Here is a 19,781-nt window from a genome sequence, read left to right as displayed (position 1 = left end):
AAACCATGACTGAACGAAACACCAACGCGCCGGCCTCGCTGCAACGCTACGCCTGGCTGTCCATCGCCGCTGCCGTTTCCACCATCCTGCTCAAGGGCTGGGCCTGGCAGATGACCGGCTCGGTCGGCCTGCTGTCCGACGCCATCGAATCCTTCGTCAACCTGGCCGGTGCGCTGATGGCCTTGTGGATGCTGGCGCTGGCCGAAGCGCCGGCCGACGACAAGCACCCGCACGGCCATGGCAAGGCCGAGTATTTTTCCAGCGCCTTCGAGGGTTTCCTGATCCTGGTCGCCGCCGTCAGCATCGCCTACGCGGCGCTCAGTCGTCTGTTCGACCCGCAGCCGCTGGAATCGGTCAGCGTCGGTCTGGTCATTTCACTCTCAGCGTCGCTGATCAACCTCGCGGTGGCGCGGGTGCTGATGGCGGTCGGGCGGCGGCACAACTCGATCTCGCTGGAAGCCGACGCCCACCATCTGATGACCGACGTGTGGACCTCGGTCGGCGTCATCCTCGGCGTCGGCCTGGTCTGGCTCACCGGCTGGCTGTGGCTCGACCCGCTGCTGGCGGTGGCGGTGGCGATCAACATCCTGTGGACCGGCTACCAACTGGTGCGCCGTTCGGCCGACGGTCTGCTCGACGCCGCCTTGCCGGCCGAACAGGTGGCCGCCGTCGAAGCGCTGCTCGCCGGCTATCGCCAGCGCGGCTTGGCCTTCCACGCGCTGCGCACGCGGCAGTCGGGGGCGCGCGCCTTCATCACCCTGCACGTTCTGGTGCCCGGACAATGGACGGTGCAGCAGGGGCACGACCTGGTCGAGGAAATCGAGGCCGGCATCCGTGCCGCGGTGCCGCGCTCGCATGTGCTGACCCATCTCGAACCGATCGAGGACGCCGGCTCGCTGGCCGATCTCGAACTCGACCGCCCCTAGCCGGCACAGGAAGCGGCCGCCGCCGGGCCGCCGTCTCAGCGCTTGCGGAACTCGTGGATCTTCGGCACAGAACGGTGCGGGCCGTGGCCGGGGTCGTGCAGGTCGGCGTGCTCGGGCTCGTCGCCGTGGTGATGATGACCGCCGTGTGAACCATACGCACCGGATTCCGGCTGGAAGGATGCTTCCGTCTCGCTGATCGCGCAACCCAGCCCGCGCGCCATGTCGGCCAGCACGTGGTCGGTCTGGAAACGCAGCTTGCCGCCATTCGCGGTCGGCAGAATTTGTACCGGCACGTGCCGGTTGCCCAGGTGATAGGCGGCGCGGGCGAACAGCAGCGGGCTGTCGGCGACGGCCTCGATCAGCTTTTCCGGCGCGGCGAGGATTTCGACAACGGCCGAACCGTCTTCCGCCGCCAGCTTGTCGCCGCCGTGCAGATGGTCGCCGCGCTCAAGAAAAATGCCGGCTTCAACGCCGGAAGCCAGCGTCACTTTGAGCCGGCTGCGCTTTCTCTCGTCGTAGGCAAGGGCGACAGAATCGGTGGCGGGGGCGGTGGTGCGTCGGTTGAGGATGAGCATGAATTATTTGGGGCCAACGCCCTTGAAGTTGTCCGGATCGAAGTCGGCGAAATCGATCTTGCCGAAGTCGCGCGGCGGTTTGTAGGTACGGGTTTTCATGTTGTCCGGCGCCGAGGTGTGGAAGGACGACTCGTCAACGCGCACCAGTTGCCAGGTTTTGTCGCGGCGCGAATAGGCAAAATCGAAGCTGAAGGCCCAGCGCCAGTTGCTGCCGCCGTAGTGATGGACCGTGAATCGCCCTTTGCCTGCTTCGAGGCTTTCGTAGGGGTCACCAAAAATTCCGCCGCATTGCCGGCAAAACACCACCTTGTCGTTGCGCTTGACCACGTTGAGCCGGCCATCCGACTGGCGCAAGGCGATGAGCAGCGTGCGCTGGCCATCGTCTTCGGCGGCTTCGTGGATCAACAGAACATCGGGGCGACCGTCGTTGTCCAGGTCGGCGTTTTGCCAATCGAGCAACTGGGTGCCCTTAGGCAGCAGCGGGAGAAGCTCCGCCGGCGGTTTCTCCGGTTCGGCGTGCACAACGCCCAGCGGCAGGCAGGCGAGCCAGCCGAGGGCGATGCAGGGGAAGGACAAGCGCATGCTCAGAACAGGAAGTAGCGCTGCGCCAGCGGCAGTTCGGTGGCCGGTTCGCAGACCAGGTGCACGCCGTCGGCCTTGACCACGTAGGTTTCGGGATCGACGGTGATTTCCGGGGTGGCGCCGTTGTGCACCATGTCGGATTTCTTCAGCGTGCGCGTGCCGGAGACGGCGACTAGCGGTTTGGCAAGGCCCAGCGCCTTGATGGCCGGATTTTGCAGCGCCGCCTGCGAGACGAAGGTCACCGAGGTCTTCAGCGCCTTGCCGAAGCTGCCGAACATCGGCCGGTAGTGCACCGGCTGCGGCGTCGGGATCGAGGCGTTGGGGTCGCCCATCGCGGCAGCAGCGATCATGCCGCCCTTCAAAATCAGCGACGGTTTGACGCCGAAGAAGGCCGGCTTCCACAGCACCAGGTCGGCCAGCTTGCCGACTTCGATGGAGCCGACGGTGTGGGCGATGCCATGCGTCAGTGCCGGGTTGATGGTGTACTTGGCGATGTAGCGCTTGACGCGGAAGTTGTCGTGGCGGGCAGTGTCTTCCGGCAAGGTGCCGCGCTGGACCTTCATCTTGTGCGCCGCCTGCCAGGTGCGGATGATCACCTCGCCGACGCGGCCCATGGCCTGCGAGTCGGACGACATCATCGAGAAGACGCCCATGTCGTGCAGGATGTCTTCGGCGGCGATGGTCTCGCGGCGGATGCGCGATTCGGCAAAGGCGACGTCCTCGGCGATGCTCGAATCGAGGTGGTGGCAAACCATCAGCATGTCGAGGTGCTCGTCGATGGTGTTCACCGTGTACGGCATCGTCGGGTTGGTCGAGCTGGGCAGTACGTTGGCCAGACTGGTGGCCTTGATGATGTCCGGTGCGTGGCCGCCGCCGGCGCCTTCGGTGTGGAAGGTGTGGATGGTGCGGCCCTTGAAGGCGGCTATCGTCGCTTCGACGAAGCCCGATTCGTTCAGCGTATCGGTATGGATGGCGACCTGCACGTCCATCTCGTCGGCCACGCTCAAACAGCAGTCGATGGCGGCCGGCGTCGTGCCCCAGTCCTCGTGCAGCTTCAAGCCGATGGCGCCGGCCTCGACCTGCTCGCGCAGCGCTTCCGGCAGGCTGGCGTTGCCCTTGCCGAGGAAGCCGAGGTTCATCGGGAAGGCGTCGGCGGCTTCGAGCATGCGGAGGATGTGCCAGGGGCCGGGCGTGCAGGTCGTGGCGAAGGTGCCGGTGGCCGGCCCGGTGCCGCCGCCGATCATCGTCGTCACGCCCGAATACAAGGCCTCGTCGATCTGCTGCGGGCAGATGAAATGGATGTGGCTGTCGATGCCGCCAGCGGTGACGATCATGCCTTCGCCGGCAATCACCTCGGTGCCGGGACCGACCACGATGGTCACGCCGGGCTGGATGTCCGGGTTGCCGGCCTTGCCGATGGCGGCGATGCGGCCGTCCTTCAAGCCGATGTCGGCCTTGACGATGCCGGTCACGGCATCGACGATCAGCGCATTGGTGATCACGGTATCGACCGTTTCAGCGGAAACGCGCTGGCTCTGGCCCATGCCATCGCGGATGACCTTGCCGCCACCGAATTTCACTTCCTCGCCGTAGATCGTGTAGTCCTTCTCGACCTCGATGATGAGGTCGGTGTCAGCCAGACGGAGACGGTCGCCGGTCGTCGGGCCGAACATTTCGGCATAAGCCTGACGGGTAATCTTGTTTGCCATCACAGTGCTCCCTGAATCAGGCCGCGGAAACCATAGACCTTGCGCTCGCCGGCCAGCGTGACCAGTTGCACGGTGCGCGTCTGGCCCGGCTCGAAGCGCACGGCGGTGCCGGCAGCGATGTCGAGGCGGTAGCCGCGCGCCGCTTCACGGTCGAAGCTGAGGCCGGCGTTGGTTTCGTAGAAGTGGTAGTGCGAGCCGACCTGGATCGGGCGGTCGCCAGTGTTGGCGACGACCAGCGTGATCGTCGGGCGGCCGGCGTTGAGTTCAAGTTCGCCGGGTTCGGCGAGGAGTTCTCCGGGGATCATCGTGTTCTCCTCAAACAATCGGGTTATGGACCGTGACCAGCTTGGTGCCGTCCGGGAAGGTCGCTTCGACCTGGATTTCCGGGATCAGCTCCGCGATGCCGTCCATCACATCGGCGCGGGTCAGCACCTGGGTGCCGGCGTGCATCAGTTCGGCGACGGTTTTGCCTTCGCGGGCGCCTTCCATGATCGCGCAGGTGATCAGCGCGACGGCTTCCGGGTAGTTCAGCTTCAGGCCCTTGGCCAGCCGCCGCTCGGCGAGCAGACCGGCAGTAAAAATCAGCAGCTTGTCTTTCTCACGCGGTGTCAGTTCCATAACGACTCCTTCAGGTATTCCAGATTCGGGGCAGCACGGCCGGTCGGCCGCAGCAGGCCGGACGCAGGATTTTCCACAGTTCGGCGAACCACAGCCGGGCGGCTTCGCTGTTGTCGCCGAGGTAACGGGCAATCAGCAGGCCGGGCGGGGCGGTGATGCCGTGGCGGGCGCCATCGCTGGGCGTCAATGTACGCAGCGCTTCGAGCAGGGCGGCGGCCTGTTGCGGCAGTTCCGGAAAGCTGCATAGCAGCGTGCCGCACACCGTCGCGCCGGCCCAGCCAGCCGGGCTGGCGAGCATGGCGTCGCCGCCGGCGACGCTGCCGCGCTCGATCCACAGCGGTTTGCCGGCGCGCTCGATGCGGCAGTGCAGGTCAAAGCGCCCGTGGTCGAAGCGTTCGCCGGCCGCGGCGCGGCCCAGGCAGAGGATGTCCCAGCCGAGGTAGCGGCTGTCGGCGGCGAGCGTGACGCGGGTATCCATGCGGGCAATCGCGCCGTCGAAGACGATGCTCTCCTGCGGCAGCCATTCCAGCGTCGCGCCGGCAGCGACGTTCAGCGTCACCGTCTGCGACGCCGCGGCGCCGCCCGAGCGGTACCACTTGCCGGCGCCCGGCGTGGTGATCTGGGCGTGGCTGTCGCGGTCGACGGCGATGTCGATGGCCAGATGGTCGCCGCCGGCGATGCCGGAGGGCGGATGCAGCAGCAGCGTCTGGCAGACGGCGTCGCCTTCCGGGTAGAGCGCCTTCTGCACGCGCAGCGGGCCGCGGTGGCGGTTTTCGCGCAGTACGCTGCGGGCGCCCTGCCGGGCGAAGGCAAGGTGCAACTCGGCGTGCCAGGTGGCCGTGCTGTCCGCCTGGAAAACGGGGAGGCGCGAAGTCATGGGCGGATTATCCGGGAAGGGCTGGCGGCGGGGAATACGCAGGACTACGCATAATCCGTATAAGTCGATCGTGCGGTGGCGGGCCTAACCGGTACACTGTCGGCTTCGGCCGCGCATCGAGTTCCGAGCGGCGCCATTTCCAGCAAAGGTTTTCCATGTCCCCCATCCACGATCACGAACTGCTTCTCCTGCTGGCCGTCTCGGTTGCCGCCAAGCGCCGGCCGGCCGAACCGGCGACCATCGTTGCGGCGGTCGAATTGATTCAGGGCAGCCTGCCCAGCGCCGCCGAGTTCGCCGCCGCCTTTGCCAGCCTCGACGGCGCCGGCCTGGTTGCCGGTGGCGACGACGGCATCCGCCTGGCGCCGGCCGCCGAGCAACTGGTCGAAGCGCTGCCGCGGCGGGGCGACAGCGCGCTGCGCCTGGCTGCGCTGCGCGGCCTGCTCGCCGGCTACAACGCGGCGACACCGGAAATCCCCGTCGCCATCGATGCCGCGCCTTGGCAGTCCGCCATCCAGTCGCACCGCGCCGCCGCCGCCGGACCCGCCGCCAACCTGCTGATGCCCAAGCCGAAACCCGAAACCCAGTCGCGCCCTGGCCAGCGGGTGCGCAAGCCCATGCCGAAGTCCAAGTCAAGCAAGGCACGCCAGCGCTGAGTTGCCGGGAGGGAGGGCGTTTTTGAAACCGCCGTTTTTTCAACGCCCTGTTAGTGGCAGGCGACCGCTTCGGATGCCCCACCCAGACCGAGAGCCCGATATAGCGTCGCCAGATTGTTCAGCTGGCGGAACCGGTTCAGGAGCCGGGCGCGTTCGCTGACGCGTTGCCTGGCCTGGGCATCCAGCCACAACTGGACATCGGTCATGCCTGCCTTGAACCGTGACTGAGCAATCGCTTCGGCGCGTTTGGCCTGCTCGATTGCCTGGTCCAGCTTTTTCCCTTCGGCCATGAGCTGGGTGCGCGCCGACAGGCTGTCTTCGACTTCGGCCAGGGCGTTGTAGAGGCGCTGGCGGTAGTTGATCACGGCTTCTTCGTACTGGTTCTCGGAGACGCGGATGGCTAGTTGCGTCGTATTCCACTGGATAAAGGGCAGGCTCAGACCGACCCCTAGGGTTGCCGCCGGGTTTTGCAGCAGGTTGAGCAGTGTGTTGCTGCTTGTCCCCAATCCGCCGGTCAGGGAAAAGCTTGGGTAATAGGAGGTGCGGGTGTAATCGATGTGGGCCAGGCTGGCGCGCAGGCGAAATTCCGCGGCATGGAGATCCGGGCGGTTGGCCAGCATTTCGGCGGGCAGGCCGGCGGCAATCTCGGGCAGGGGCTGTTGTTCGATATCGCCGGGATCAACGATTGCGCTATCGGGCGGTTGATTCAGTAGCAGGGCCAGCGCGTGCCGGGTTTCGACCTGCTGCTGGACAAACTGGGTGCGCGTTGCTTCCTGGGACGACAAGTTGAGTTCGGCTTGCGCAACGTTCAGGCTGGAGGTCGCTCCGGCAGCATGACGGACGCGGGTCAGATCGAGCGTGCGTTGGGCATAGTCGATATCGGCAGTGCTCAGGGCCAGTAATTTGTTGAGATAGGCGAGTTGCCAGTACAACTGGCTGGCCGTACCTTCGAGCGAGATGGCCAGGGCTCGGCAATCGGCTTCGCTGGCTCGGGCTTCGAGATGGGTCGCCTGGCGCTGGCTGGCCAGTTTGCCCCAGAGGTCAAGCTCAAAGCTGAGCACAACGCTGGCGCCGCTCGCATTCTGGCTGGCATTGGGGTCGAAAGTATGGGTTCTTGTCGCGCTTGCGCCGGCGGCAACACTGGGGCTGCGGTTGGTGTCGATCTGGGCGGCAAGCAGTTGGGCCCGGCGGACACGCAGGGCGGCCGTGGCAAAGTCGTTGTTGTGGCGCAGCGCTTGCTCGATCAGCGCGGTCAATTTCGGGTCGGCGAAATTGATCCACCAGGTGTCCGGCGTCTGCTGGTTGCTGCTGGTTACCGTCGTCCAGCGGGCGGGTACTTGCGGTTCCGCAGGTGGCGAGGTCAAGGCCGAACATCCCGAGAACAGCAGACTCACCAGAAGGATTCTTTTCATCGGGGATATCTTTCAGACGCTCGACAAGGCTGCATGGGGATGCAGCAACGAGGCCTTGCGGGCCGGGAGGAAGCCGAAGGTGAGGCCAACCAGGCTGGAGCAGAAAAATGCCAGGGCGATGGATTGCCAGGTCAGGATCATTTTCCATTGGGTGACGGTGACAAACAGCGAAAAGACATAGTCGCCCAGGAACGAAAGCAGGATGCCGAGGGTGCCGCCAATCAGGCAAATGACCACGGCTTCGACGATGAATTGGCTGAGAATGTCCTTTTGCCGGGCGCCGACCGCCATGCGAATGCCGATTTCCCGTGTCCGTTCGCTGACCGAGACGAGCATGATGTTCATGACGCCGATGCCGCCGACCAGCAGGGCAATCGAGGCGACCAGCGAGAGCATCAGGGAAATCGAGCGCGTCGTCTGTTCGTAGGCCTGGGCCAGGGTGTCCATGTTGTTGGTGAAAAAATCCTTGTAGCCGTGTCGGTAGGCGAGCAGGGTGGCCAGGTTCTTTTCGGCCAGGTGGCTGTCCTGCCCCTCGCGGATGCGTACCGTGATGCTGTCGAAATGCTGAAAGCCGAACAGGCGGATGCCGGCGGTGCTGTAGGGCATCAGGACATTGGGACCGGAGGCGGAAAAGAGATCCTTGCTTTTCTGGCTGGTCACGCCGATCACGGTGCACGGCACGATACCGACGATGATGACCTGGCCGACCGGGTTTTCGCCCGCCTTGAAAAGTTCGCGACGGGCTTCCTGATCGATCACCACGACCTGCGATTGCCGTGTCATCTCGTCCGCACGGAAGGCCCGGCCTTCGGCCAGCTTGACGCCACGCACGGCAAAGAAGCTCTCGCCAACGCCGGTCACCATGCCGGTGCTGCTGGCATTGCCGTAGCGCAACGGAAAGCTGGCCATGGTCATCGGCGTTACGCTGTGTACGTAGGTTTGTTCGCGGATCGAATCGATGTCGCCGGGCAGCATGGTATGAATGCCCTCGGCCTGGCTGTCGCCCCAGCCGCTGCCGCGCCGCAGTTCGACGCGGTTGGAGACCAGCGGGCCGATGGTTTCCCGGATGTGGCGTTGCCCGCCTTCGCCGATGGCTTCGATCGAAACCACGGAGGCGATGCCGATTATGATGCCGAGCATCGTCAGCGCGGTACGCAGAGGTTGCGAAACCAGCGCCAGGCGCGCCATGTTGAAAGCTTCGGCAAGGTGCAGCAGCTTACTTCTGAATGCGCCTGGCGTTTGCGGCCGGGCTTGGTTCGGCTCGCGTTTTTTCTCGGCGAGCAGTGCTGGGGCGCGGACATTGGGGCGGTCGTTGACGATTGCTCCGTCGCGCAGTTCGATGATCCGTTCAGCGTAGGCGGCGACATTCATGTCGTGCGTAACGAGGATCACGGTATGTCCGCCGGCATGCAGATCAAGCAGGATCTGCAGCATTTCCTGCCCGGTTTCGCTGTCCAGTGCGCCGGTCGGTTCATCGGCCAGAATCACCTGTCCGCCATTGAGCATGGCGCGGGCGATGCTTACGCGCTGCTGCTGACCACCAGAAAGCTGGCTGGGCCGATGTTGCAGGCGCTCGCCCAGGCCAAGCTGGGCGAGCAACTGGCTGGCCTTGGCCAGGCGTTGATGACTCGGGGTGCCGGCGTAGATCGCCGGAATCTCGACATTCTCCAGGGCGGACAAGCCGGGCAACAGGTGGTATTGCTGGAAAATGAAGCCGAAATACTTGCAGCGCAGCCTGGCCAGTTCGTCGCTGCTCAAGCTCCCGGTGTCCTGTTTATTGGCGAAGTAACGGCCGGAACTGGGGCGATCAAGACAGCCGAGTATGTTCATCAGCGTCGACTTCCCCGAGCCGGATGCGCCGACAATCGCCACCATGGTGCCCGCATGGATGGTCAGGTTGATGTTTTTGAGGACGACGATGTCCTGGTCACCGACCTTGAACTGCTTGCCAATGTTCTTGAGTTGCAGGATGGGTTCGAGCATTGCTGGACGATCTAGTGGTCTGTTTCGCAAATGCCAGGACAGGAAAATGCGTCTTCAGTCCTTTGGCCGTGTGGCTCACCCTTGCCATGACTGCGCTTGGCGCCTTGCGCCGCACCGAAAGTCGGTATATTCATTTTGCCCCCTGGCTGGCGAAGTTGCTCACTAGGTGTTCCCAGTGCCGTCCTCGATGATCACTTCATCACCCTCGTTGAGGCCTTCGACCTGGATCCAGACCCGGTCATTGATGCCAGGAGCGACCATGCGCGAAGTAATCTCGCCATTCTTGTCGCGCACGCGTACCGGGTAATAACCGTTGGGCTGGGCCTGACCGAGGGCCGAGAGAGGCACGCACAAGACGTTCTTGACCTCGCTGAGGACGACGGTGACCTGTGCCGTCATGGCGATGCGCAGGCGATGGTTGGGGTTAGGAACGTCGAACAGGGCGTTATAGAAAATCGGGCCGACATTTTTTGTGTTGTCTTTCGCGAATTCCTGCGGCGCCGGTTCAATCTTGCTGACCTGGCCGAAATGCCGTTCGGCGGCATCACCGAGAATCGTGAAATAGGCCGTCTGGCCGGCTTGAATGTGGATGACGTCGGCCTCGGAAATCTGTGCCTTGACGGTCATGGTGTCAAGATTGGCCAGTTTCAGGATGACCGGTGCCTGTTGGGCGGCGACGACGGTCTGGCCTTCCTGGGTGACGATGGCGACGACATCGCCATCCATCGGCGCGGTGATTTGCGTGTATTGCAGATTGGTCGTTGCCGAATTGACCAGCGCTTTAGCCTGTTCGATCTGGGCGCTGAGCGAAGCGAAGCTGGCATTTAGCGACTGGAGCTGGGCTCTCGCCGATTCCACTTCCTGGTGGGAAGTCGCCTCGTGGCTCAGCATTTCCTGCTGGCGGAGCAGTGCCATCGCCGCCTGCCACTGGCTGGCCGCAATCGCCCGCCGCTGGGCTTCGAGGCTTTGCAGGCTGGCTTTGGCCGAGATCAGTTCATTCTGGGCCAGGGCCGGATCGATTTCGGCGAGCAATTGTCCTTTGACGACACGATCGCCGAGGCTGACTTTCAGCGACTTGAGTTGTCCGGAAACCCGTGCGCCGACATCGACTTGTTGCTGGGCTTGCAGATTGCCCGTGGTCATGACCGAGCTGACCAGATCCCGGCGCACGACAGTCGCTGTCAGGTAGGTTTGCTTTTTCGTCGCAGCGAAATAGGTCTGGAGTGCGAAACCGGCAAGCACTATCGCAACCAGCAGGGCGCCCAGCCAGCCCGCTTGCCGGGCATTGATTTTTTGCATGATTCGTTGAGACCTGTTTCTGTGACGGCGGCTAATCCGATTCACCCTGACCGCTTATCGATTCTGAAATCTCTGGTACCGACTGCCCGGAGCGAGAACAGAAAGCTCCGGAAAAGCTATTGTGCTGCAAGTTGCGCGGCTGGCCATCGTTGCGAGCAAAACGAAGGCGATTCCCCCTAACCAGGCGGGGGGAGAGGGAATCGCCTTGTCATCGTTTAGATGATCCGGTTTTGATTAGTCGTCATTCTGGCTGGAGCGCTTGCTGGATTTCTTCGCTTCGCGGTCATGACGGTTGTGCTTTTCCTCCTTCGCTTTGTGGTGGTGTTTGTTTGACGGAGGCGTGACGACCGGCGGGGGCGTGACAACCGGCGGGGGCGTGACAACCGGCGGGGGCGTGACAACCGGCGGAGGCGTGACAACCGGCGGAGGCGTGACGACCGGCGGGGGCGTGACAACCGGCGGAGGCGTGACGACCGGCGGCGGTGTGGGCACCGTGTGGCAAGCCGAGCAGTTGTCCATGGCCGGGTGAGGACTGGGCGGCGGTGGCGCGACGCAGGCGCCACAACTCGGGATGGCTAAGGCATTGCCGGCAAACAGAGTGCCAACGACAACCGGGGTAATCAAAGCGATGCCGCGAGCGATCTTGCGCAGCTTTGTTACCGTATCTTTACCTCTATTTTTCACTAATTTTCTCCTGTCCATATTGATAGTCGGCTTTGCAGCCCTTATGCGAAAAATACTTTCGCTTGGATGAAGTAGGCATAATGTATGCCAGTGGGAAAAAATACCACGTAATCAAATGGGATACTTATTGAATCTTGTACGAATTTGTAAATTCAGGCTGAATGGGCGTTATTGCTGTCGCTTTGTGGCGACGCGGCTTATGGGGTTTGCGTCTATTGTATTGAATTTATGGGATTTTTAATTGTCGTTGATTCTGCTTTTTTCAGATTGAACCGCACTTTGATGCAGCAAGGTTTTCGGCCTGGTTTGGGTAAGCGGATTGCATGGAATCGAGTCGTCGGTTTTGACCTTGCTGGGTAGCTTGTGCCGCAGGATGTCGATCGGGTTGGGGCAGGAGAGCATGCTGGCGGTGATGTGGCGATGCGCCCAGGCGTAGAAACATTGCCGCTCGCTTGTGCAGATCACTGCACGGCGCGCCAGCCCTGAATTTCGGGGCTGGTGGCGGAGCGGCAGGCGGGCTCGCTCCTCTTCGACAGCGCCGCCAGGCATGGCGCATGGCAGCCCTGCGTTGCCTCACCCGCGCGATCTCCTGATTTTGCCCGGCACGGATATCGTCGATGGGAAGCCAATGCGCCCACTTTGCCTGCGCAAAATCTGCCCATACACTGGCGTCGTCATTCAACCGTCCCGGGTCGTGCTTCCATGAATTCCCCCTCCCAACGCAGCGCCGCCGAACTTGCCCGATTCCCGCGCACCCCCTGTCTGGCCGGGAGCGATGTCGAAGCCAAGCGCGCCGAGTTGCTGCGCTATTTCCACGCCACCTTTGACCGCTATGAATCGCTGTTCGAGGTGCTGAGCTGCGACGAGGCGTATTACACAAAGCCGATCAGCCTGCGTCACCCGCTGATTTTCTACTTCGGCCACACCGCCACCTTCTTCATCAACAAGTTCCTGCTCGCCGGCCTGATCGACAAGCGCATCGACCCGCGCCTGGAATCCATGTTCGCCATCGGCGTCGATGAAATGAGCTGGGACGATCTCGACGACGCCCGCTACGACTGGCCGACGGTCGACGAGGTGCGCGCCTACCGCCGGCAGGCGCGGCAAGTCATCGATGGCGTCATCCGCCATACACCGCTGGCGCTGCCCATCGGCTGGAACGATCCGTTCTGGGCGGTGCTGATGGGGATCGAGCACGAACGCATCCACCTCGAAACCTCGTCCGTGCTGATGCGCCAGCATGCCCTGCGCTACGTCAAGCCGCACCCGGCCTGGGCGCCCTGCCGCGCCAGCGGCCCGGCGCCGGTCAATACGCTGGTCGATATTCCCGGCGGCCGGGTCGTGCTCGGTCGCGCCCTGAGCGATCCGTTCTACGGCTGGGACAACGAATACGGCCAGCACCAGGCGGATGTCGCGGCCTTCCAGGCGTCCCGCCATCTGGTCAGCAACGGCGAGTTCCGCGAGTTCGTCGATGCCGGCGCCTATGCCGACGACCGCTACTGGGACGAGGAGGGCGCCGCCTGGAAGCGCTTCGCCCAGGCGACCCATCCCACTTTCTGGGTGGCCGACGCCAGCGTGCCGGGCGGCTGGAAGCTGCGCCTGCTCGCCGAAGAAGTGACCATGCCCTGGGACTGGCCGGTGGAAACCAACTGCCTGGAAGCGCGCGCCTTCTGCCGCTGGAAAACCGAGCAGAGCGGCCTGCCGCTGCGTCTGCCGAGCGAGGACGAATGGCACCGCATCCACGAGCATGTGCAGCTCTCCGACGTGCCGCCCGACGCGCCGGCCAGCGCCAACCTGCATCTTGACCACTGGGCCTCGAGTTGCCCGGTGAACCGCTTCGCCCACGGCGAGTTGTTCGATGTCGTCGGCAATGTCTGGCAATGGTGCGAAACGCCGACCTATCCCTTCGACGGCTTCGCGGTGCATCCGATCTACGACGACTTCACCAGCCCGACCTTCGACGAGCGCCACAACATCATCAAGGGCGGCAGCTGGATCGCCACCGGCAACGAATCCCGCGCTGCCTCGCGCTACGCCTTCCGGCGCCACTTCTTCCAGCATGCCGGCTTCCGCTACGTGGCGAGCGAAATGCCGGTGACCAACCCGGTGTCCGCTTACGAAACCGACGCCATGGTCTCGCAGTACGCCGAATTCCATTACGGCGACCCGGCCTTCGGCGTGCCCAACTTCCCCCGGGCGATGGCCGAACTCGCCATCGCCGCGCATCGCCACCACGGCAACGGCGGGCAGGCGCGCGCCCTCGACCTCGGCTGCGCCACCGGCCGGGCCAGCTTCGAACTGGCGCGGGTGTTCGAGCAGGTCGTCGGCATCGACTTCTCGGCCCGCTTCATCCAGGTCGCCATCCGTCTGCAGGAAACCGGCACCGTGCGCTACACCCTGCCCGACGAAGGCGAGCTGGTCAGCTACCACGAGCGCCGCCTGGACCGCCTCGGCCTCGCCGAAACGGCCGGCCGGGTGGCGTTCTGGCAGGGCGACGCGTGCAACCTGAAGGACATCTTCGGCGGCTTCGACCTCATCCTCGCCGCCAACCTGATCGACCGTCTGTACGCCCCGCGCCGCTTCCTCGACAGCGTCGCCGCCCGCCTCAACCCCGGCGGCTTGCTGGTGCTGGCCTCGCCCTACACCTGGCTGGAGGAATACACCAAGCGCGACGAATGGATCGGCGGCTACAAGAAGGACGGCGAGTCCTACTCCACGCTCGACGGTCTGAAGGACGTCCTCGGCGCCAGCTTCACCCTCGTCGAAGGACCGCAAGCCGTCCCCTTCGTCATCCGCGAAACCCGCCGCAAGCACCAGCACACCCTGAGCGAGGTGACGGTATGGAAGCGCAACTCATGAGCAGCGGGGGCGACGCGTTCAGCCTGCCAGAGTGCCGCCGCCATCAGCGAGGCGCTTGGCGGTGGCGCGCATTGGCCGAGAGCAAGGCGCAACTGCCGGCCGATTAAGGGCCATGCTCGACGGCTACAGCAGTCAGTCCATCCGTGACGCCTGGCGCTGGTGCCGAAATCAATGCCGCGCTTGCCTGCGCCCTGTCCCCGGTGAGCGTCAAGCCAGGATCGTCAAAGCTCTGCAAGGACGCTTGCGATGGGCGCTGGCGTGACCGAAGTCGGCATCTGGAAGGGGTTGCCCTGAATCAATACGATGGCAGCGGTTGGTGCGGCCGCCAGGGCAAAAAGCAGTACCGCGACGAGGGCGGCACGCGGCTGATCGACATGAATTACGGCAATCGACAGCAGTGTCAGAAGACCGAGAAACGCCATGCCCAGCCATTTCAATGGGTTGACGTGGGTTTGGCTCAGAGCGATGCGCTGGTCCCGCAGATCTCGTATTTCAATGGCTTTTTGCAACATCAAAGCCTGCAGGTTGGCTCCGGCAACCTGCGCCACCGGCGGGCTGGCCAGTAGCGCCAACAATGCATCTTCCTTGAGCATGACCGAACGGCTGGTCTGGCGTTCTGCTAGCGCAGGCCATTCATCCACGATGGCGCGTGCGTAATCGGCAAGGCTGGTGCGTATCTGTTCCTTCACCGGTTGCCCCAACGTACCGCTCAAAGCGGCAATAGTGCGCAACGAGTCGGCCTCCCGGTAAACCGCATTCATCGCACGATCATGGGCGCTCCAGGTATCGTTGGCGAGGAAGGCCAGGGTCAGGCCGAACAACACCCCAATGATGTTGATGAAGGGTGGTGCGACCCCACGCAAGCTGTGCAGAGTGGCATGCCAAGGCTGATGTTGCATGGCTCGATGAATCAGGTACACCGCCGCAAAGGTTCCCACCACCGCCAGCAGGGCATAGCAGTATTGATCGTAGGTTTGCCAACTACCCATGAGAAGCTTCCAGCACAAAGATGCGAAGGATAATGGAAAGAGCGCTGGAAAGCGCCAGCACCAGTTGTCTTCCTGGTCGAGCGAATGCACGCAACGGGGTGGGTGCCGCCTGCCGATACCCGCTACCGGATTGGCTTGCGTTGCGTCCTTTGGGTGGGGCAGAGGAGGCTTTCGAGTCCCTCAGTGTGAAATCGCAGGCAGTTGCCCAGCGAATCGCGTGTACTTGACCGGCTTGAATCGACCCTAAGCGGCCATAGCCTACTTGGGAAAGCAGCCTTTCAGGCACGTTATAGGTAAGGGGCTGCCCGCTTGCGGGCAGCCCCGTCGGAGGCCGACGGGAATGTTCGACGTAACCGAAAAAGTTTGAGGAAACACAATTAGCCTCTCTCATCTTTTACGGTTGCTGCGCTAACCAAGCTTTCTAGATCCTCATTCGCGAGTTGGATAAGCGAAGGAATATCCTCTGGATGTTTTTCTCGTGCTAGAAAGACGATGGCACCCAGCGTTTTGTCGTTTTTATTGGCGACCTGATCCAGCAGGCTAAGAATATCTTGTAGTGCTGATGCACCAAATTTTCTTTCAATTTCGTGTACTCGGTCTCCGTGAGAGAGAGCATATTCTTTCGGATTTCTGGCCACGGTAACTATTCCTGCAGTGACGTCCAACGTGAAAGTGAGCGGACGCCGCAGGCGGTCCGCTCCAATGGCAGGTTAAACAGCAAGTTCCCCCCCCGCTCGGCCCAAGGCAACTTCAAGCATTTGCTCGGCGGACAGGTCTTTAGTCGTCGGCTTGCCGAAGTACTCATCCGGCCAAAAGATCAAATCGCTGAGGCGGTCGTCGCCAGTGTTTACACGCAAGCACTCGACCCAGTACTCGATTTGGAATTCGGTGCCATTCGCCTCGCAGACCAACTGAAGCATCTCCAGCATCTCGGCCTCAGTTGCGTCCGCGGGAAGTGCATGCCAATCGACCAGACACTTTTGGGCAAAGGTCTCCGGGTCGATAGACCCAAATGCGCCCACGACCTGCTGCGGGGAAATGATTCGACCTACCAGCAGCCCCAACTGTCGAAGTTCTGCGGTGTAACTCGCGCCTGCCTCGTGCAAGCTGTAGATGCACCGTGCGAGTTCCTGCGCGGCAGGCAGAGCTGGATGGTGCGCGACGGGATCAAGGAGGTGCGATCGCATCTTGCTGTTTAACAGTTATTCACGAGCAGAAACGTCCGGGTGATTGCTAATAATACGGACACGATTAGATCGCTCGTAAGGTTTTGAATGACATAGAGATTATCCGAAGGCGGTCTCCTTATCAATCAGCAATCATACGGACAGAGCCGATGTCCGGTATGAAGCAGATTCTTGAAGGTCCGCCCTTGGCCGTCTGCCGTCGTTCCTCGCGCTGTCTCTGATGATCATCCGCTCAGTTTTCCGTCGATCTCCGGCGAGTGAACGCAAACAGGCCGCCCACCGGGCGGCCTGCCAGTATTCCAGATACTTGCCGAGCGATCAGAAGTGGTATTCGGCGCGCACCATCGGCGTCTTGGCGAAGGCGCCGTCGCCGGCCGGGCCCTTGTGGTCGTTGCCGAACTTGTTGCGCCAGTACTGGTATTCCAGGCCGACGCGGAAGGTCTTGGCCTTGGCGCCGACCAGGCTGCTGGCGTCGTACATGATCATCGCGTCGATGTTGGTTTCCGGCTTGGTCGGGCCGCCGAACTCGTTCTTGCCCTTGGACGCGATGTAGTTCAGGTAGCCTTCGAAGGAGAGGGGCAGCGAGCCGAGCGGAATGCCCCAGGCGGCGTTGAGCATGGGGTGGGCGTCGTAGTGGTAGCGTTGCGGATGGGTGCGCGGGGCATTGCTTTCCCACAGTTGCAGGACGCTGACGTTGAGGAAGCCGGGGACGTCGAACATCACCGTCGGGCCGGCGACCAGCATGCGCTTGCGCGACTGGTAGCTGTCGCCCGACTTGTTGTTGTAGTCGAAGCCGGCGGTGAAACCGACGCCGCGCAGCGGGCCCCATTTGAACATTTCCGGCTTGCCGGCGATCTTGCCGAAGTCGAGGGTGTGGCGATAGACGACGTAGGCTTCGTGGGCGCCGCTGCTGCCGTTGAGCGAATCCTTGTCGTCGGAGAGCAGCATGTCAACGTTGAGGAAGTTGGTGCCGTACTTGTAGCCGCTGACGTGGCCGAAGTTGAAGATGTTCTTCTTGATGTCGTTCTTGTTGAACGGCTCGCCGAACTGGGTGCCGTAGCGCCAGCCGATGTAGGTGTCGCTCCAGTCGGCGGCGCTGGCGCCGGTAATGCCGACGGCGAGCAGGACGCTGGCGGCGACGATGGACTTCTTGGCAAACATGATTGAACCTCCGGGTTTGAATTGGCATGTGCGCGTTGGATGTTGCGGTGCAGCAGCCAAGCGATGGGCAAAATCTATCAGGAAGCCTCGCGCATATCCGGCATACCCGGTATCGCTAAAACCATATAGTCTGTTTCTTATATCCTGTTGAATATAATGGGATTGTCTCGTATGAAATATTCATTTTTCATGCACAGCACAGGGGCGTTTCCGGTCCCTTGGCACCAAATTGAGGCGCGTTTTTGCGCCAAATCCGGGAAAAAGCGCCCGCCGCGCACTCCGGCACCGGACCGAAAAATCCGGCTTTGTAAAAATTTCTTTTAAAACAGTGTGTTGCTGCTTGGCACGGCGATTGCCTAAGGACGGTCATTACAAACCGTTCAGGAGAACCCTTCATGTCCGTTCCGTTCAATGCCTGCCGTCGCCTTCTGCTTGCCGCCGGCCTCGCCTGCTTGACCGCGCCGGCGCTCGCCCAGGCGCCGCTGAAACTCAAGTTCACGCTCGACTGGCGTTTCGAAGGGCCGTCGGCGCCTTTCCTGATGGCCAAGGCCAAGGGTTACTTCGCCGCCGAAGGGCTCGATGTCGAGATCGATTCCGGTGCCGGTTCGGCCGGTGCCGTCACCCGCGTTGCCACCGGCGCCTACGAAATGGGCTTTGCCGACTTCAACGCGCTGGTCGAGCATGACGCGAAGACGCCGGGCTCGAAGATCCAGGCCGTCTACATGGTGTACAACGCGACGCCGGCCGCCGTCTTCGTGTTGAAGAAGTCGGGCATCACGAAGCCGGCCGATCTGGTGGGCAAGACCCTGGCGGCGCCGATCTTCGATGCCGGGCGCAAGGCCTGGCCGGCTTTCGCCAAGTCGAACAAGCTGGCGGTTGACGCCGTCAAGTGGCAGACCGTCGAACCGGCGCTGCGCGAGACCCTGCTGGCGCGCGGCGACGTCGATGGCATCACCGGTTTCTACTTCACCAGCCTGCTCAACCTCGAAGCGCGCGGCGTCAAGCCGGCCGACATCGTCGCCTTGAAGTACCCGGATTACGGCGTTTCGCTGTACGGCAACGCGATCATCGCCAGCCCGAAGATGCTCGCCGAGCAGCCCAAGGCGGTGGCCGGCCTGCTGCGCGCCTTCAACAAGGCGCTCAAGGAAACCATCGCCAACCCGGACGCCGCCATCGCCTACGTCAAGGAACGCGATCCGCTGATCAACGTCGCGCTGGAAACCCGCCGCCTCAAGCTGGCGCTCGAATCGAGCGTGATCACGGCGGAAGTCAAGGCGAACGGCCTCGGTGCCGTCACCACCGACCGCCTGCAGCGCTCGCTGGCCGAAACCGTCGAAGCCTATGGTCTGCCGACGACGCCGAAGGCCGCCGACCTGTTCAACGCCGCCTTCCTGCCGGCGGCCGCCGAGCGCGCGCTCAAATAAGGCGCCCCGGGCCGGCGGCAGCCGCCGCCGGTTGACGCTGTCACCGATAGGGAATCCGCATGTCTTTCGTCAAGTTCGAGAACGTCAGCCTGGCCTACGCGCCGGGCGGCGCCAACGCCATCGAGGATGTCAGCCTGGACATCCGCGAAGGCGAATTCGTCGCCGTCGTCGGTCCGTCCGGCTGCGGCAAATCCACGCTGATGAAGCTGGTCTCCGGCCTCAAGCCGCCGAGCAACGGTTACGTCTTCGTCGATGGCCGCGAGGTCGGCGGGCCGCTGAAGATCGTCGGCATGGCCTTCCAGGCCGCCAACCTGCTGCCCTGGCGCAACACGCTGGACAACGTGATGCTGCCGCTGGAGATCGTCGAGCCCTTTCGCAGCAACCTGAAGAAGGAAAAGGCGCAATACACCGCCGACGCCGAAGCGCTGCTCGCCCGCGTCGGGCTGGTCGGTTACGGCAGCAAGTTTCCCTGGGAACTGTCCGGCGGCATGCAGCAGCGGGCGTCGATCTGCCGCGCACTGATCCACCAGCCGCGCCTGCTGATGCTCGACGAGCCCTTCGGCGCGCTCGACGCCTTCACCCGCGAAGAACTCTGGTGCATGCTGCGCGACCTCTGGCAGGAGAAGCCGTTCACCGTCATCCTGGTGACTCACGACCTGCGCGAAGCGGTCTTCCTCGCCGATACCGTCTACGTGATGAGCAAGCGCCCGGGCCGCATCCTGGTGCGCAAGGAAATCGACCTGCCGCGTCCGCGCCCGCTCGACGTCACCTACACCGACAGCTTTGCCGCCTACGTGCACGAACTGCGCGACCACATCGGCCGCATCCGCGAATCCTGAGGAA

The 19,781-nt window shown here is 62.9% G+C and carries 20 protein-coding genes; 5 read left to right on the top strand and 15 right to left on the bottom strand.

The genetic code is table 11. The annotated features are described in order from the left end of the window. Nucleotides 1-5: 5 nt before the first annotated feature. On the top strand, nucleotides 6-926 hold the full coding sequence (locus tag AC0KWY_RS07805) for a cation diffusion facilitator family transporter (RefSeq protein WP_474029067.1): 921 nt from the start codon (nucleotides 6-8) through the stop codon (nucleotides 924-926). Nucleotides 927-961: 35 nt separating this feature from the next. Here AC0KWY_RS07805 and ureE read toward each other — a convergent pair whose 3' ends face one another. The 6 genes from ureE to AC0KWY_RS07775 are packed head-to-tail and all read right to left on the bottom strand — an operon-like array spanning nucleotide 962 to nucleotide 5,287. After that, a complete protein-coding gene (gene ureE, locus AC0KWY_RS07800) occupies nucleotides 962-1,501 on the bottom strand; it encodes an urease accessory protein UreE (RefSeq protein WP_474029066.1) in 540 nt (179 codons plus the stop codon). Between the two features lie 3 nt (nucleotides 1,502-1,504). Then, nucleotides 1,505-2,077 carry a hypothetical protein gene (locus tag AC0KWY_RS07795; protein WP_474029065.1) on the bottom strand — a complete coding sequence of 191 codons (573 nt, stop codon included), beginning with the start codon at nucleotides 2,075-2,077 and terminating at the stop codon, nucleotides 1,505-1,507. Between the two features lie 8 nt (nucleotides 2,078-2,085). Further along, complete coding sequence (gene ureC / locus AC0KWY_RS07790; protein WP_474029064.1) at nucleotides 2,086-3,792, bottom strand: urease subunit alpha; 1,707 nt, start codon at nucleotides 3,790-3,792, stop codon at nucleotides 2,086-2,088. Beyond that, a complete protein-coding gene (locus tag AC0KWY_RS07785; protein ID WP_474029063.1) occupies nucleotides 3,792-4,097 on the bottom strand; it encodes an urease subunit beta in 306 nt (101 codons plus the stop codon). Before AC0KWY_RS07785 ends, ureC begins: the two co-directional genes overlap by 1 nt. A 10-nt stretch (nucleotides 4,098-4,107) precedes the next feature. After that, complete coding sequence (gene ureA, locus AC0KWY_RS07780) at nucleotides 4,108-4,410, bottom strand: urease subunit gamma (protein ID WP_474029062.1); 303 nt, start codon at nucleotides 4,408-4,410, stop codon at nucleotides 4,108-4,110. Between the two features lie 10 nt (nucleotides 4,411-4,420). After that, nucleotides 4,421-5,287 carry an urease accessory protein UreD gene (locus tag AC0KWY_RS07775; RefSeq protein WP_474029061.1) on the bottom strand — a complete coding sequence of 289 codons (867 nt, stop codon included), beginning with the start codon at nucleotides 5,285-5,287 and terminating at the stop codon, nucleotides 4,421-4,423. Between the two features lie 155 nt (nucleotides 5,288-5,442). Between AC0KWY_RS07775 and AC0KWY_RS07770 the strand changes: the two genes are divergently transcribed. Then, nucleotides 5,443-5,940, top strand: coding sequence for a hypothetical protein (locus tag AC0KWY_RS07770; RefSeq protein WP_474029060.1), 498 nt, complete (start codon nucleotides 5,443-5,445; stop codon nucleotides 5,938-5,940). A 50-nt stretch (nucleotides 5,941-5,990) separates the two neighbouring features. Here AC0KWY_RS07770 and AC0KWY_RS07765 read toward each other — a convergent pair whose 3' ends face one another. From AC0KWY_RS07765 to AC0KWY_RS07745, 5 genes are all read right to left on the bottom strand, one after another. Further along, nucleotides 5,991-7,352 carry an efflux transporter outer membrane subunit gene (locus AC0KWY_RS07765; protein WP_474029059.1) on the bottom strand — a complete coding sequence of 454 codons (1,362 nt, stop codon included), beginning with the start codon at nucleotides 7,350-7,352 and terminating at the stop codon, nucleotides 5,991-5,993. 12 nt (nucleotides 7,353-7,364) lie between these two features. Next, entirely contained in the window at nucleotides 7,365-9,335 is a 1,971-nt protein-coding gene (locus AC0KWY_RS07760; RefSeq protein ID WP_474029058.1) for a MacB family efflux pump subunit, read from the bottom strand. A gap of 162 nt (nucleotides 9,336-9,497) precedes the next feature. Next, nucleotides 9,498-10,634: a macrolide transporter subunit MacA gene (gene macA / locus AC0KWY_RS07755; RefSeq protein ID WP_474029057.1), complete on the bottom strand. Its 1,137-nt coding sequence runs from the start codon at nucleotides 10,632-10,634 to the stop codon at nucleotides 9,498-9,500. 234 nt (nucleotides 10,635-10,868) lie between these two features. Beyond that, nucleotides 10,869-11,318, bottom strand: coding sequence for a hypothetical protein (locus AC0KWY_RS07750; RefSeq protein WP_474029056.1), 450 nt, complete (start codon nucleotides 11,316-11,318; stop codon nucleotides 10,869-10,871). A 237-nt stretch (nucleotides 11,319-11,555) separates the two neighbouring features. After that, a complete protein-coding gene (locus AC0KWY_RS07745; RefSeq protein ID WP_474029055.1) occupies nucleotides 11,556-11,867 on the bottom strand; it encodes a hypothetical protein in 312 nt (103 codons plus the stop codon). Between the two features lie 153 nt (nucleotides 11,868-12,020). On the opposite strand from AC0KWY_RS07745, the gene ovoA reads away from it, so the two are divergent. Then, nucleotides 12,021-14,177: a 5-histidylcysteine sulfoxide synthase gene (gene ovoA / locus AC0KWY_RS07740; RefSeq protein WP_474029054.1), complete on the top strand. Its 2,157-nt coding sequence runs from the start codon at nucleotides 12,021-12,023 to the stop codon at nucleotides 14,175-14,177. Nucleotides 14,178-14,398: 221 nt separating this feature from the next. On the opposite strand, the gene AC0KWY_RS07735 is transcribed toward ovoA, so the two are convergent. The 4 genes from AC0KWY_RS07735 to AC0KWY_RS07720 all read right to left on the bottom strand — a co-directional run bounded on the left by AC0KWY_RS07735 (nucleotide 14,399) and on the right by AC0KWY_RS07720 (nucleotide 17,514). Continuing rightward, nucleotides 14,399-15,256: a bestrophin-like domain gene (locus AC0KWY_RS07735; RefSeq protein ID WP_474029053.1), complete on the bottom strand. Its 858-nt coding sequence runs from the start codon at nucleotides 15,254-15,256 to the stop codon at nucleotides 14,399-14,401. Nucleotides 15,257-15,543: 287 nt separating this feature from the next. Next, nucleotides 15,544-15,804 (bottom strand): hypothetical protein, encoded by a 261-nt coding sequence (locus tag AC0KWY_RS07730; protein WP_474029052.1) that lies wholly within the window; start codon nucleotides 15,802-15,804, stop codon nucleotides 15,544-15,546. Between the two features lie 72 nt (nucleotides 15,805-15,876). Further along, nucleotides 15,877-16,272, bottom strand: a complete 396-nt coding sequence (locus AC0KWY_RS07725) for a hypothetical protein (protein ID WP_474029051.1) — start codon at nucleotides 16,270-16,272, stop codon at nucleotides 15,877-15,879. A 399-nt stretch (nucleotides 16,273-16,671) separates the two neighbouring features. Then, nucleotides 16,672-17,514, bottom strand: a complete 843-nt coding sequence (locus AC0KWY_RS07720) for a hypothetical protein (RefSeq protein WP_474029050.1) — start codon at nucleotides 17,512-17,514, stop codon at nucleotides 16,672-16,674. 395 nt (nucleotides 17,515-17,909) lie between these two features. Between AC0KWY_RS07720 and AC0KWY_RS07715 the strand changes: the two genes are divergently transcribed. Together AC0KWY_RS07715 and AC0KWY_RS07710 are read left to right on the top strand one after the other, a co-directional pair. After that, nucleotides 17,910-18,938, top strand: a complete 1,029-nt coding sequence (locus AC0KWY_RS07715) for an ABC transporter substrate-binding protein (RefSeq protein WP_474029049.1) — start codon at nucleotides 17,910-17,912, stop codon at nucleotides 18,936-18,938. 59 nt (nucleotides 18,939-18,997) lie between these two features. After that, nucleotides 18,998-19,777 (top strand): ABC transporter ATP-binding protein, encoded by a 780-nt coding sequence (locus AC0KWY_RS07710; RefSeq protein ID WP_474029048.1) that lies wholly within the window; start codon nucleotides 18,998-19,000, stop codon nucleotides 19,775-19,777. Nucleotides 19,778-19,781 lie beyond the last annotated feature (4 nt).

This window comes from Azonexus sp. MM2026_4, assembly GCF_055901855.1.
Note: the sequence above shows the minus strand (reverse complement) of the source record. Positions and strands in the feature narration are given on the sequence as shown.

Coding starts and splice junctions, on each gene's coding strand:
- AC0KWY_RS07805 (WP_474029067.1), top strand. CDS start 6: ATGACTGAACGAAACACCAACGCGCCGGCCTCGCTGCAACGCTACGCC.
- AC0KWY_RS07785 (WP_474029063.1), bottom strand. CDS start 4,097: ATGATCCCCGGAGAACTCCTCGCCGAACCCGGCGAACTTGAACTCAAC.
- ureE (WP_474029066.1), bottom strand. CDS start 1,501: ATGCTCATCCTCAACCGACGCACCACCGCCCCCGCCACCGATTCTGTC.
- AC0KWY_RS07765 (WP_474029059.1), bottom strand. CDS start 7,352: ATGAAAAGAATCCTTCTGGTGAGTCTGCTGTTCTCGGGATGTTCGGCC.
- ureA (WP_474029062.1), bottom strand. CDS start 4,410: ATGGAACTGACACCGCGTGAGAAAGACAAGCTGCTGATTTTTACTGCC.
- AC0KWY_RS07715 (WP_474029049.1), top strand. CDS start 17,910: ATGTCCGTTCCGTTCAATGCCTGCCGTCGCCTTCTGCTTGCCGCCGGC.
- ovoA (WP_474029054.1), top strand. CDS start 12,021: ATGAATTCCCCCTCCCAACGCAGCGCCGCCGAACTTGCCCGATTCCCG.
- AC0KWY_RS07710 (WP_474029048.1), top strand. CDS start 18,998: ATGTCTTTCGTCAAGTTCGAGAACGTCAGCCTGGCCTACGCGCCGGGC.
- macA (WP_474029057.1), bottom strand. CDS start 10,634: ATGCAAAAAATCAATGCCCGGCAAGCGGGCTGGCTGGGCGCCCTGCTG.
- AC0KWY_RS07760 (WP_474029058.1), bottom strand. CDS start 9,335: ATGCTCGAACCCATCCTGCAACTCAAGAACATTGGCAAGCAGTTCAAG.
- AC0KWY_RS07720 (WP_474029050.1), bottom strand. CDS start 17,514: ATGTTTGCCAAGAAGTCCATCGTCGCCGCCAGCGTCCTGCTCGCCGTC.
- AC0KWY_RS07745 (WP_474029055.1), bottom strand. CDS start 11,867: ATGCCTGGCGGCGCTGTCGAAGAGGAGCGAGCCCGCCTGCCGCTCCGC.
- ureC (WP_474029064.1), bottom strand. CDS start 3,792: ATGGCAAACAAGATTACCCGTCAGGCTTATGCCGAAATGTTCGGCCCG.
- AC0KWY_RS07770 (WP_474029060.1), top strand. CDS start 5,443: ATGTCCCCCATCCACGATCACGAACTGCTTCTCCTGCTGGCCGTCTCG.
- AC0KWY_RS07775 (WP_474029061.1), bottom strand. CDS start 5,287: ATGACTTCGCGCCTCCCCGTTTTCCAGGCGGACAGCACGGCCACCTGG.